13 protein-coding genes are annotated in these 13,544 nt (G+C 42.5%); 8 read left to right on the top strand and 5 right to left on the bottom strand.

Translation table 11 applies throughout. From position 1 onward, the window contains the following. Positions 1–26 precede the first annotated feature (26 nt). The 3 genes from JFY49_RS10550 to JFY49_RS10540 form a co-directional block, all read right to left on the bottom strand. The gene (locus JFY49_RS10550; RefSeq protein ID WP_200222797.1) at positions 27–632 is read right to left on the bottom strand and encodes an alpha/beta hydrolase; all 606 of its coding nucleotides are present in this window, start codon (positions 630–632) and stop codon (positions 27–29) included. Between the two features lie 27 nt (positions 633–659). Continuing rightward, complete coding sequence (locus JFY49_RS10545) at positions 660–1,673, bottom strand: sulfate ABC transporter substrate-binding protein (protein WP_200224860.1); 1,014 nt, start codon at positions 1,671–1,673, stop codon at positions 660–662. Positions 1,674–1,851: 178 nt separating this feature from the next. Further along, positions 1,852–2,856, bottom strand: a complete 1,005-nt coding sequence (locus JFY49_RS10540) for a sulfate ABC transporter substrate-binding protein (RefSeq protein ID WP_200222795.1) — start codon at positions 2,854–2,856, stop codon at positions 1,852–1,854. Positions 2,857–3,016: 160 nt separating this feature from the next. Here JFY49_RS10540 and pabC point away from each other — a divergent pair, with 160 nt between their 5' ends. The 4 genes from pabC (at position 3,017) to JFY49_RS10520 (ending at position 5,983) form a co-directional block, all read left to right on the top strand. Then, entirely contained in the window at positions 3,017–3,829 is an 813-nt protein-coding gene (gene pabC / locus JFY49_RS10535) for an aminodeoxychorismate lyase (protein ID WP_200222793.1), read from the top strand. A gap of 1 nt (position 3,830) precedes the next feature. Then, positions 3,831–4,877, top strand: a complete 1,047-nt coding sequence (mltG, locus tag JFY49_RS10530) for an endolytic transglycosylase MltG (protein WP_200222791.1) — start codon at positions 3,831–3,833, stop codon at positions 4,875–4,877. Between the two features lie 9 nt (positions 4,878–4,886). Further along, complete coding sequence (gene tmk / locus JFY49_RS10525; protein ID WP_200222789.1) at positions 4,887–5,492, top strand: dTMP kinase; 606 nt, start codon at positions 4,887–4,889, stop codon at positions 5,490–5,492. Positions 5,493–5,566: 74 nt separating this feature from the next. Then, positions 5,567–5,983 carry a PaaI family thioesterase gene (locus tag JFY49_RS10520; RefSeq protein WP_200222787.1) on the top strand — a complete coding sequence of 139 codons (417 nt, stop codon included), beginning with the start codon at positions 5,567–5,569 and terminating at the stop codon, positions 5,981–5,983. A gap of 67 nt (positions 5,984–6,050) precedes the next feature. Here the strand turns inward: JFY49_RS10520 and nadB are convergent, their stop codons facing one another. Both nadB and JFY49_RS10510 read right to left on the bottom strand, forming a co-directional pair. Further along, positions 6,051–7,694 carry an L-aspartate oxidase gene (gene nadB, locus JFY49_RS10515; protein WP_200222785.1) on the bottom strand — a complete coding sequence of 548 codons (1,644 nt, stop codon included), beginning with the start codon at positions 7,692–7,694 and terminating at the stop codon, positions 6,051–6,053. Between the two features lie 122 nt (positions 7,695–7,816). After that, entirely contained in the window at positions 7,817–8,518 is a 702-nt protein-coding gene (locus JFY49_RS10510) for an IS1-like element ISPa14 family transposase (protein ID WP_001223318.1), read from the bottom strand. Positions 8,519–8,719: 201 nt separating this feature from the next. Between JFY49_RS10510 and JFY49_RS10505 the strand changes: the two genes are divergently transcribed. From JFY49_RS10505 to lepB, 4 genes are all read left to right on the top strand, one after another. Further along, entirely contained in the window at positions 8,720–10,102 is a 1,383-nt protein-coding gene (locus tag JFY49_RS10505; RefSeq protein ID WP_200222783.1) for a Do family serine endopeptidase, read from the top strand. 137 nt (positions 10,103–10,239) lie between these two features. After that, positions 10,240–10,701 (top strand): acyl-CoA thioesterase, encoded by a 462-nt coding sequence (locus tag JFY49_RS10500; RefSeq protein ID WP_200222777.1) that lies wholly within the window; start codon positions 10,240–10,242, stop codon positions 10,699–10,701. A 172-nt stretch (positions 10,702–10,873) separates the two neighbouring features. Continuing rightward, positions 10,874–12,691 carry a translation elongation factor 4 gene (lepA, locus tag JFY49_RS10495; RefSeq protein ID WP_200222775.1) on the top strand — a complete coding sequence of 606 codons (1,818 nt, stop codon included), beginning with the start codon at positions 10,874–10,876 and terminating at the stop codon, positions 12,689–12,691. A gap of 20 nt (positions 12,692–12,711) precedes the next feature. Beyond that, entirely contained in the window at positions 12,712–13,539 is an 828-nt protein-coding gene (lepB, locus tag JFY49_RS10490) for a signal peptidase I (protein ID WP_200222773.1), read from the top strand. The last annotated feature ends 5 nt before the right edge of the window (positions 13,540–13,544 follow it).

Genomic DNA, 13,544 nt, shown 5'->3' with positions numbered 1-13,544 from the left:
TTCGGCACAAGCATAATTTGCAGGGTTTAAATTGCAAATTTGAAAAAGCACTTGCTATCATCAGTAAAATTGATATGTTGCAGCACATTTTCTGAAATTAAATAATCATAAATTTCAGGAAAAGGCCCAAAACCGGAAGCAACATTAATATGTCCAACCTGACCCAGATTAACCGGATTAAGTTCCCACGCCTTTGCAAGTTGCTGGGCATCTTCAAAATTTAACCAGGGATCATTTTCACTGATCAGTAAAGTTGTTGGCACAGCAATTTTCAGCTGATGAAAATAGTATTGATAATCTTGCTGACTATCACGTGAAAAACCGGCTTCACCAAAACGGGCAGGATTGGCAGGTGCAACCAGAATCAAATTTTTAATTTTTTGATTGAGTTCCGTATGCTGGGCTAAAGCTGCCACAGTAGTTAAACAACCAAAACTATGCGCGACAATCTGGATGCTGCCCTGAATAGGTGCCACGGTCTTTACAAACTCGGCAATCCAGTTTTGTAACACAGGTGTGTTCCAGTCCTGTTGTTGCACACGGGAGCATGACATGAGTTGTCGTTGCAGCCACGACTGCCAGTGTGCATGTTCACTGCCACCTACGCCTGGAACAATTACGGTATGAATCATGTCGATGCTCCTGTTTATCGAACGCTATTATTTTGCACTATTGGCTTTAACAATCTGGTCAAATACGCCGCCATTTTCAAAGTGCGCTTTTTGAACTTTGCTCCAGCCGCCAAATTCCTGATCGATGCTGACCAGTTTTAAGGGCTTGAATACCTTGCTGTATTGCGCCAATGTTTTTGCGTTGCGTGGACGGTAAAAGTTTTCAGCCGCAAGTTGCTGGCCGCGTGGCGAGTAAAGGAAGTTTAGGTAGCCTTGAGCCAGGTATTTATTGCCTTTCTTCTCTGCATTTTTATCTACAATCGCCACGGGTGGCTCAGCCAAAATAGACAGAGATGGCGTGATAATTTCAAATTTTCCTGGCTGTTCACGAAGGGCTAAGTGAGCTTCGTTTTCCCAAGCCAACAGCACATCACCAATGCCACGTTCTGCAAATGTTGTGGTTGAACCGCGTGCGCCAGAATCGAGAACCTTGGTGTTTTTATAAATTTTACGCACAAATTCTTGAGCAGTTTTGTCATTGCCACCCGCTTGGTGTTTTGCCCAGGCCCATGCCGCTAAATAGTTCCAGCGTGCGCCGCCAGAGGTTTTAGGATTTGGTGTAATAATGCCTATCCCCGGCTTAACCAGATCACCCCAGTCCTTAATGTGTTTTGGGTTGCCTTTACGTACTAAAAATACGATGGTAGAGGTATATGGCGTTGAGTTATGTGGCAGCTTCTTTTGCCAGTCTGCAGGTAACTGTCTGGTTTTTTCCGCAATTACATCAATGTCGGCAGAAAGTGCCAAAGTCACCACATCGGCATCCAGCCCATCAATGACCGCACGTGCCTGTTTGCCAGAACCACCGTGTGACTGCTTGAAGTTAATTTTCTGTCCGGTACGGCTTTCCCAGTATTTGCTAAAATCTTTGTTCACGTCTTCATAAAGTTCACGTGTTGGGTCATAAGAAACATTGAGAAAATCTTTCGCTGCAGCAGCTAAAGAAATGGTAGATATAACTGCTGCTAAAACTCCAAGTTTCAATTTTGCCGAAATGCTCATGCGAACCTCAATATTCTTAATGTGTTTCATTACAGGGGTATAGAATAGCTATATTCTTTATGCATAAAAAATAATAAAAAATGAATTTTATATGAATAAAAAAGATAAATAAGGCTGGGTTCATAAAATAAGCACCAGCCTTATGAATAAAACTGATGCTTTGTTTGCTTGACTGAGATTATTTGGTGCTATTGGCTTTTACGATCTGGTCAAATACGCCGCCATTTTCAAAATGTGCTTTTTGAACTTTGCTCCAGCCGCCAAATTCTTTATTAATGGTGACTAGTTTCAAGGGTTTGAATACGGATTTATGTTTTGCCAGTATTGCTGCATTGCGCGGACGGTAGAAGTTATTGGCAGCAATGGTTTGACCTGCAGGTGAATATAAATAGTTGAGATAAGCTTTGGCTAAATTCAGGTTGCCGTCTTTCTGTGCATTCTTCTCTACAATCGCCACAGGGGGTTCAGCCAAAATAGACAACGACGGTGTGATAATTTCGAACTTGCCCGGTTGTTCACGAATAGCTAAATGAGCTTCGTTTTCCCAGGCCAGCAATACATCTCCAATGCCACGCTCAGCAAATGTCGTGGTTGCACCGCGTGCACCAGAGTCGAGGACCTTGGTGTTCTTATAGATTTGACGTACGAACTCCTGTGCTTTGGCATCGTTACCGCCTGGCTGATGTTTCGCCCAAGCCCATGCTGCCAGATAATTCCAGCGGGCGCCACCAGAGGTTTTTGGGTTTGGGGTAATAATGCCGACATTATTTTTGACCAGATCGCCCCAGTCTTTAATGCCTTTCGGGTTGCCTTTATGTACAAGGAAGACGATGGTAGAGGTATAGGGAGTAGAGTTATTTGGAAATTTTTTTTGCCAGTCTTTTGGAAGTAAATTTGAGTTTGCTGCAATTGCATCGATATCTGCTGCAAGTGCCAACGTCACCACATCGGCACCCAGACCATCAATCACGGCACGTGCCTGTTTGCCAGAACCGCCGTGTGACTGTTTAAAATTAATATCTTGGCCTGTGGTTTTCTTCCAGTATGCAGCAAACTCTTTATTGTAGTTTTCATACAATTCACGCGTTGGATCATAGGAAACGTTTAAAAAGTCTTTTGCCAGTGCAGTAAAAGACGTTGCTGAAATAAGAGCTGCTAAAACCCCGATTTTTAGTGAGCGCATTTTGCTATCCTTTGAATTATTAATGTTTTGTAACGGAGCCAAGCATAGCGTCATCTTTTTTGTTGAAAAAATAATAAGAAACGAATTTGATATGAATAAAAAAGCTATCAATTAAGCGCCACTATTTTTAAACTAGGTCATCATTTGCAGGATGTTTGTTATGCCATGTTTTAAGAATGCACGGGAAATAAATGAAGTGTCATTACAGGACCGTGCTTTTCATTACGGAGATGGCTGTTTCACCACGGCACGTGTTCGGCATGGCAAAATTGAACTTGAAAGCTTGCATCGGGCACGGCTACAGTTAAGTTGTGAACGGCTGATGTTGCAGGCAGATTTAAGCTGCATTGAAAAAACTTTGGCTCTACTACAACAGCAGTTTCTTGAACTAAATGGCACATTAAAAATCATCATCAGTCGTGGTGAGGGACAACGCGGCTATAGCTTGCCTGATCATCCGGCAGATTTCTGGGTGTTTTTTTATCCCCAAGCAGTCGGTGATTTTCAGATAGAGAAAATTAAATCCGGGGTGTTACAGCAAGCATTAGGGCTGAGCATGCCCAATCTGGTGGGCTTGAAAAGCCTGAACCGTTTGGAACAGGTCTTGTTAAAACATGAAGCAGATCAGCGCGGATGGGCTGAAGCTTTAGTGACCGATGTACAAGGCACTGTTGTGGAGGGAGTAAGCAGTAATTGTTTCATTCGTTTAAACAATGCCTGGATTACACCAGAACTTCGCTATAATGGCGTGCATGGGGTGATGCGGGCCGAAATTTTGTCCCGAATGCAGCAGCATGGTATTCACTGTGAACAGCGGTTTATTGAAATGGAAGACATTGCAAAATTTGAAAGCCTGTTTTTTTGTAATGCCTTAAGTCCCATGAAAGCTGTGACTGAACTTAACCGGAAACCGTTGAATATTCAGCCGTGTATTGAACTCTTTAATATCCTTCAATTGAATCAGATTCATTAATATGTCTAGCAAAAAGCAAAAATCGAAAAATAAAACTGCATCAGGATTTCCTTTAAAAGGCATCCTTATTTTAATTGCAGGTCTGACGGTATTATTTGCGGTTATCTTGGGTGCCAGCTTGTTCAAGTCCTATCCAGTGCAAGGTGAAAAGCAAATGCTGGCGATTGGAGATGGTGACAGTTATTCAGGCTTTATTGACCGTCTAGCTCAGCAAGATAAAGTCAGTTTTCCTATTATCCTGAAGATTTATCAAAAAATCATGATTCATGACAGCATGAAAGCTGGCGTTTATGAAATTCGTCAAGGCATGTCGGTACGTGAAGTGCTGGAACTGGTCTCGAATGCTGAAAATGCACAGATGAACCGCATTCTGGTGATTGAAGGTACGACCTTTAAACAGTTAATTGAAATTCTAAAGAAAGATGATTTAGTCACTAAAGAAGTGTTGAATCTTCCGCAAGATCAAATGCTAAAAGCCTTGGGTATTCCGTTTAACCATCCCGAAGGCCTGTTTGCGCCAGATACCTATTTCTTTGCCAAAGGTGAAACTGATAAAAAGATTTTGACCGATTTATATAAACGTCAAATGAAGGCTTTGGATACAGCATGGGCCAATCGTGCCAGTGGTTTACCTTATAAGGATAAATATGAAGCACTGATTATGGCTTCCATTGTGGAAAAAGAAACCAGTCTGGATCATGAGTTAAATCAGGTATCGGGGGTGTTTATCCGTCGTCTGCAACAGGGGATGCGTCTGCAAACCGATCCAACCGTGATCTATGGCATGGGTGACCGTTATAATGGCAATATCACCCGTACCGATTTGCGTACGCCTACGCCATATAATACTTATACCAACAATGGCTTGCCGCCAACGCCGATTGCCTTGCCAAGTCAAAAAGCTATTGAAGCTGCCATGCACCCGGACAATTCCAGCAATATCTATTTTGTCGCCACGGGTAATGGTGGGCATAAATTTAGCGCAACTTTGGATGAGCATAATCGTGCTGTGCAAGAATATCTAACTGTCATTCGTTCAAAAAATTAAGGAGTGGGGATGTTTATTAGTTTTGAAGGCACTGAAGGTGTCGGGAAAACCACACTCATTGGTAAAATTTATGATTATCTGCAACAGCAAGGTCATGAAGTTGTACTGACGCGTGAGCCGGGGGGTACGCCGATGGCAGAACAAATCCGTTCCCTGCTGTTGTCAGTCAATCATGAAGAAAGCATGTCGAATGACACAGAACTGCTTTTAATGTACGCAGCACGTGCACAGCATTTACAGCAGGTGATTGTTCCTGCATTGAAAGCAGGTAAGACCGTACTGTGTGACCGTTTTACTGATGCCAGTTTTGCCTATCAATGTACAGGGCGTGGCTTAAGCAAAGAAAAACTGGCTTTATTAAATGCAAATTTTGTCTCGCATATGCCGAACGTTACTTTTTGGCTGGATGCGCCGACTGAGTTAGGGATGTCACGTGCGCGTGCACGGGGTGCATTAGATCGCTTTGAGCAGGAGAAAGCCACGTTCTTTGAGAAAGTACGTTCAGGCTATCAGCAGCTTTGGCAACAGCAGGGGGAACGGATTAAACGTCTGGATGCTACCCAAACACCAGAACAGGTATTTAGCCAGGCACTTGCGTGTTTGCAATCGGTGTAGTCATCCCCAGCAATTGGGTTTAAATGAAAAATCTTCTATAGTGGCTAACATTATGGAAGATTTTTTTATAAACAATGAAAAGTAATAAAGTCGAAATTATTGAATTTTTGCAACGTGAATTTCCGCAAAGCCTGGAAAAATGTGAAATAGAAACAGTCACTGAAAAAGGAGCCACCATCCTCTATCATGTGGATGAAGCCGATTTAAGACCGGGTGGAACGGTATCAGGGCCGACCATGATGACCGCTGCTGATTATGCACTGTATATTGCCATACTGGGTGAAATCGGTATTGTGGCCTTGGCGGTCACCACTAATTTATCCATTAATTTTTTAAGAAAACCGACGGCAGCACAGGATATTCGTGCGGTCTGTCAATTAATGAAAGTGGGCAAGGCTCTCATTGTGGGTGATGTATGGTTATATTCCATGAATTTAGATGAACCGATTGCACATGCAGTGGGTACTTATTCCATACCATCCCGGCAATAAAAAGATATCATGCAAATTGAAAAAGCCGAACAAAGATGTTCGGCTTTTTTATTTAGGCTACACGGGTTTAAGCATCTACATTGACCAACGGAGTTTCCACCTGGAAGTTGGGTGGAGTTAGTACCGTTTTACGTAATTCAGGCCCAAGCTCCGGATAATCCAGAGTGTAATGCAAACCGCGTGATTCCTTGCGTGCCATGGCACAGCGTACAATCATCTCTGAAACCAGTACCAGGTTACGTAATTCAATCAGGTTTTTGCTGACATGGTAATCCTGATAATATTCAGTGATTTCACGCTTCAACATTTCGATACGATGTAAGGCACGTTGCAGACGTTTAGTGGTGCGGACAATACCAACATAGTTCCACATGGTCTGACGCAGTTCATCCCAGTTTTGCAGAATAACGACATTTTCATCCGGATTCATAACTTGGGAATCATCCCAGCTTGGTGCATCACGAGAAACATAATCTGGATTGAACAGGCTTTCTATATGTTTGGCTGCACTCATGCCGTAGACAAAACATTCTAAAAGTGAGTTACTCGCCATCCGGTTAGCACCGTGTAAGCCGGTATAAGAGGTTTCACCAATGGCGTATAAACCTTGAAGGTCGGTCTGGCTGTTTTCATCGACCACCACACCGCCACAGGTATAATGCGCCGCAGGAACCACGGGAATCATGTCTTTGGTAATGTCGATGCCAAGTTCCAATAAACGTGCGTACAGGGTAGGGAAATGTTCTTTCACAAACTCGGCTGGTTTATGCGTGATATCCAGCCAGACATGACGGATACCCAAACGTTTAATTTCATAGTCAATAGCACGTGCCACAATATCACGCGGTGCCAGTTCAGCACGTTCATCAAAACGCAGCATGAAACGTTCACCATCAGGCAAGCGTAAATAAGCTCCTTCACCACGCATGGCTTCGGTAATTAAAAAGGAGCGTGCTTGCGGATGATACAGGCAGGTTGGATGGAACTGGTTAAATTCCATATTGGCAACCCTGCAACCTGCACGATAGGCCATGGCAATACCATCACCGGTCGCAATATCCGGATTGGAGGTATACAGATAGGCTTTCATCGCCCCGCCACACGCCAAGGCTGTAGAAGGTGCCAAGAAGGTATGGACTTTTTCAGTCTTTTCATCGAGCGCGTATAAACCCAACGCACGATTTTCTTGATCTTTCAGGCCGAGTTTTTTTGAAGTAATTAAATCAATGGCAATATAATTTTCAAAAATAGTGATGTTTTGCTTTTCACGGGCACGTTGCACCAAAGTGGTTGAAATGGCGCGACCTGTCGCATCTGCAGCATGGATGATACGGCGTTGGGAGTGACCGCCTTCACGGGTTAAATGCAATTGTTCCTGTTCATCCAAGGTAAATTGCACGCCATGTTTTAGCAGAAAGTCGACCGAAGGTTTGCCGCCTTCTACAGTCTGCTTGACCGCTTCACGCTCACATAAATGTGCACCTGCAATCATGGTGTCATCAATATGCTGTTCAATTGAGTCAGTTTCATCTAAAACCGCCGCGACACCGCCTTGTGCATAAAAAGTACTGGCTTCGGTGAGTGCCGATTTGGCCAAAACAGCAATATTGAAATGATCTGGTAATGATAAAGCCAGGCTTAAACCTGCACCACCACTGCCTACAATGATCACGTCAAAATGATGTGTTGTATTTAAATTAGACATGTTCATCAGCTAATTTGAAAAAAGTTTGCTAATAACACCCCTTTTTTCATCAAAAAACAAGAGCTAATATGCTAATGTATGATGAGAAAAAGTAATAAAGCGGTGGTGTTTCAAAAAGTATGCTGACATTAAATGAAGCCATTATTGATGTAAAAAAAGGTTAAGTCGAAAGCTTTAAAATGGTTTTCAATCTTTTTTGAAAAATTACAACTCCTTCTAAAACCGCGCCTAATTCGATGCCTTATTTTGCAATTATTACCTTCAATACCTACAGTAAAAAATTTACCAATACTTTGCTTGCAGTTTTTAAAAGCAGTTATGAAACTGTCCCAATGATCACTTGCAATTCGGGTGTAGTGAATACCTAATTGTTTAAGCTTTGTCTTCAATCGTTGAACTGTAGCTAAGTCTCTTTTACCCCAAACATAAGCAACAATCTCACCTGTTTCTCGATGGTAGGCGTAAATAAGCCATTGTTTATTATTTTTATTTCCCACAAAAGTCCAAAACTCATCAACTTCAAGAGACTCATAATGACTTTGTTTAGGCTGAATTTGGTAGGTCGATTCGGTTAAAGTACGTAAAACTTTACCGATACTGATTCGCTCAACTTCAGCGATATCTCGTATACCACTACCTCTGACCATCAACTGTAATATTTTTCGAGTAATGCCTGAATTACATCCTAGATAGCTCAGAGCATGGTCACCAATAAACTGACGTTTACAGTCTTTGCACTGATAGTTTTGTTTCCCATCTACTTTGATGCCATTTTTCTTTATACTGTCACTGAGGCAGGTTGGACATTTGATTTCTAGAGTTATTCGCATTTCTCTATTTTATCAAAATTCAACCTGCTTTGTTTCAGCATACTTTTTGAAACACCACCAGTAATAAAGCAACAAACTTTTAAGAAAGATTTAAGCTGTTGTTTATACAAATATAATCAAACATATTATTACCCAAGACAGACATGTTTTATGCTAAATACTGTTTACGCATACTTATAATGAATGGAGTGAATGCTTTATATGAACAATCGCTATATACAAAAAGGAATGTATGCTGCTGTATTCACCATGGCAGCGATGCAAACACAAGCAGCTTCTTCGGTAGACTTTTCCAATCTGGTTGAACAGGTCAGCCCTGCTGTAGTGAGTGTCAGTGTCGTTAAAAAAATGACTCAGGAAGAGCTGATTCAACAGCAAATTCCTGAAATTTTGAAACGCTTTTTTGGCAATCAGGTGATTGTTCCACAGCAACAGGCTCAGCAAGAGAAAACCGCTTACGGCAGTGCATTTTTTATCAGTAAGGATGGTTATCTGTTAACCAATCATCATGTGGTTGAAGATGCATCCAAAGTGACCATTATGTTTAATGACCGCCGTGAGATTGATGCCACCATAGTCGGAAGTGATGCGCGTACTGATGTGGCGCTACTGAAAGTCAATGGTTCCAATTTCCCTGAATTGCGTACAGGCAATGTAGACCGGTTGAAAGTCGGTGAGCCGGTACTGGCGATTGGTTCACCTTTCGGTTTTGACTATTCTGCATCTGCCGGTATTGTCAGTGCGAAAATGCGTAACATGATGGGCGAAACTTCGGTGCCTTTTATTCAAACCGATGTGGCATTAAATCCGGGTAACTCAGGCGGTCCCTTGTTTAACCAAAATGGTGAAGTGGTGGGAGTAAACTCGCGTATCTTCAGCGGTACTGGCGGATATATGGGCTTGTCATTCTCCATTCCGATTGATGTGGCGATGGATGTGGCAGAGCAGCTGAAAAAGAATGGCAAGGTCACCCGTTCATATTTGGGAGTGATGTTGCAAGATATCGATCGTAACCTTGCTGAATCTTATAATCTGTCCAAGCCTGAAGGTTCATTGGTGACCCAGGTCGCTCCCAATTCCCCGGCAGCCAGAGCAGGCTTTAAGGCGGGTGATGTGATCCTGAAATATAATGGCTTGCCTATTTCCAGAACCTCTGATTTGCTCAACTACTTAAACCGGACTTCACCGAATCAAAACATTCAATTGCAAGTTTTACGTGATGATAAAACCCGTAATATCTCGGCAACATTGACCACTGCACCGGATGATACACCGGCACCAGTGGAACAGGCAGCACAAAATAAAGGTCCTGTTTTGGGGGTGACGATTCGTAATTTGACTGCCAGTGAACAATCCCAACTGAATCTTAAAGGCGGTATTCTGATTCAAGAAGTCAAACGGGGAGGGATCGCATCACAATCCCGTATCGCTGTAGGTGATATCATTACTCAAATCAATAATAAAACCATTTTGAATAGTAATGACTTTATTAAGACAGTATCCGAATTGAAAAAAGGTTCAATTGCACGTGTTTCTATTATTCGTCAAGATCAGCGCGCAATTTTAGGCATGCGTATTGAATAGCATGAATCCATCGAACAGAAAACCACTCTATAGATGAGTGGTTTTTTATATTTTGCAATTCTACTGCAATGCAAAATTACGTAGACTGTGTAGCCTTGAAGGTCATTTTTTGCATAGTGTAAGGGGCGGTAAAATAGATGAGCACAGTTTTTGATTTGGAAATCACCGTTCAAGCAAAAGATATTGACAGTTTGGGACACGTAAATAACGTAGTGTATATGCACTGGATGCAGGATATCGCTACTGCACATATTGAGGCCCTGGGTTTGGGGCTGAAGGAATACCTGGAACTGAAGCATGCCATGGTTGCGGTAGAGCACCATGTGCAATACCGTAAAGCGGCATTTGAAGGCGAAAAGATTATCTTGCGTACTTGGTTGGATGATATCAATGCCTTGTATTCTTTCCGGCAATATGTGTTTTATCGTCCCCAAGACCAAAGCGTTTTATTTATGGGGAATACCAAATGGGCCTGTGTGGAAATTGCCACAGGTCGGCCAAAACGCATGTCTCCCACTTTTAGCCAAGCCTACCAGCCGATATCGGAACAGCTGAATCCGCTGGATTTTAGTCAGTATGATGCGATGGCTTCAAATTGAGTACATGACTACAATCCGGTTTTATTTTGAAAATAACAGTCAAAGCAAAAAACGAACTCATTATTTAGGATACATTGAAAAATCCATCTGCTATAATCCTACGCAATTTCTATTCAGCTTTTGCCATGCATTAACTATTGGTTGCATGGCGTGTTTTTTCTCAAGGTAGCCCATGGCGCAAGCTAAAAAATCTGTTGATATTAAAAACATTCGTAACTTCTCGATTATTGCGCATATCGATCATGGTAAATCGACACTGGCAGATCGCTTTATTCAAACCTGTGGAGGTTTGCAAGATCGCGAAATGCAGGCTCAGGTTCTGGATTCTATGGAATTGGAACGTGAGCGCGGTATCACCATTAAAGCGGCATCAGTGACGTTGTATTATACTCATCCGAACGGTCAAGAATACCAATTAAACTTTATTGACACTCCAGGACACGTGGACTTTTCCTACGAAGTATCACGTTCGCTTGCAGCATGTGAAGGTGCGCTTCTGGTTGTCGATGCTGCGCAAGGGGTTGAAGCCCAGTCTGTAGCAAACTGCTATACCGCGATTGAACAGGGACTCGAAGTTTTACCAGTACTCAACAAGATTGACTTGCCGCAAGCTGAACCTGAGCGTGTGATCCAAGAAATTGAAGACATCATCGGGATTGAAGCAACTGATGCACCGACCTGTTCAGCGAAAACAGGTCTCGGCATTGAAGGCGTGCTTGAAACGCTGGTGAATGTTATTCCTGCACCTACAGGTGATCGCGAAGCACCGCTACAAGCCTTGATTATTGACTCGTGGTTTGATAACTATCTGGGCGTGGTGTCTTTGGTGCGTATCAAACAGGGGCGTGTGCGTAAGGGCGATAAAATGTTGATTAAATCAACAGGCCAATCGCACATCATTACCTCGGTAGGTATCTTCAATCCTAAACATACTGAAACAGGCATGCTTGAAGCGGGTGAAGTCGGCTTTATCATTGCAGGGATTAAAGATATTTTTGGTGCGCCTGTCGGTGATACCATTACCCTTGCGACTACGCCTGATGTTGCAACTTTACCTGGTTTCAAAAAGGTTAAACCTCAGGTGTATGCAGGTTTATTCCCGATTGATTCAAGCGATTTTGAACCGTTCCGTGAAGCACTGCATAAACTGCAAATCAATGACTCGGCATTATTCTTTGAACCTGAAAGTTCAGATGCCTTAGGTTTTGGTTTCCGCTGTGGCTTCCTTGGCATGTTGCACATGGAAATCGTACAGGAGCGTTTAGAGCGTGAGTACGATCTTGACCTCATTTCTTCTGCGCCAACCGTAATTTACGAAGCCGTGATGAAGAATGGTGAAACGATCTATATCGACAGTCCATCAAAAATGCCAGACGGTTCAACGGTAGAAGATTTGCGTGAACCGATTGCAGAATGTCATATCCTTGTACCACAAGAATACTTGGGTAACGTGATGACCTTGTGCGTGGAACGCCGTGGTGTACAAAAAGACATGAAGTTCATGGCGAATCAGGTTTCGATTACCTTTGAAATTCCAATGGCTGAAGTGGTGATGGATTTCTTCGATAAATTGAAATCATGTTCACGCGGTTTTGCCTCACTCGATTACAACTTTATCCGTTTTGAAAGTTCATCGCTGGTGAAAGTGGATGTGCTCATTAATGGTGAAAAGGTGGATGCTTTAGCCATGATCTGTCACCGTCAGGATGCACGTCACCGTGGTATCGCCCTGGTTGAAAAAATGAAAGACCTAATTCCGCGTCAAATGTTTGATGTGGCGATTCAGGCTGCCATCGGTGCGCAAATTATTGCCCGTTCAACTGTAAAAGCGATGCGTAAGAACGTATTGGCCAAATGTTATGGTGGTGACGTATCACGTAAGAAAAAACTTCTTTCTAAACAGAAAGAAGGTAAGAAGCGTATGAAGCAGGTGGGTAGTGTTGAAATCCCGCAAGAAGCGTTCCTTGCTGTGTTGAAAGTAGAAAGATAATAATAGAGGTCATATAGCTCATGGATTTTGATTTTAATTTAATTCTCGTTCCCGTCACGCTGATTTTTTTCTTGGTGTGGCTACTCGACAAGTTTGTTTTCAAACAAAGACAAACCTTAGGTAAGGGGAATGAAAATTTCATTATCACATGGGCATATGACTTCTGGCCAGTTCTGGCGGTTGTGCTGGTGCTGCGTTCATTTCTATATGAACCGTTTAATATTCCTTCAGATTCGATGGTTCCGACCCTGGAAACTGGGGACTTTATTTTAGTCAACAAATTTAATTATGGTGTGCGTTTACCCATCGTAAATACTAAAATTATTGATGTAGGTGAACCGGAACGCGGTGATGTGATTGTGTTCCGTTATCCGCCACAACCGACCATCAGTTATATCAAACGTGTGGTGGGTTTGCCGGGAGATCATATTGTTTATGATCATGGTCAACTCACTATCAATGGACAAAAAGTGGCGAAAGTTCCGGTAGAATTTAGCCGCGAAAAAGATATTCTCGACACACCAACTTCAATTTACCATCATGAAACATTAGGCAAGCATACCTTTAAAATGCGTGAGCTTGAAGGTGTAAATGTGGCCCGTCAAGCACCCTTTATCAACTATGTTGAAAATGGTAAATATTCATCTGAAAATGGTTTATATTGGGAAGTGAAAGTACCTGAAGGTCACTACTTCGCGATGGGGGATAATCGTGATCAGAGTGCTGACAGCCGTTTTTGGGGCTTCGTTCCGGAACAGAATCTAACAGGTCGTGCATTTTATATCTGGATGCATAAAGAACCTGGATTTAAATTACCGTCATTTAAGCGCAACGGTGTAATTGATTAAGCATG

The organism is Acinetobacter sp. CS-2, assembly GCF_016599715.1.
Taxonomy (GTDB): Bacteria; Pseudomonadota; Gammaproteobacteria; order Pseudomonadales; family Moraxellaceae; genus Acinetobacter.
Note: the sequence above shows the minus strand (reverse complement) of the source record. Positions and strands in the feature narration are given on the sequence as shown.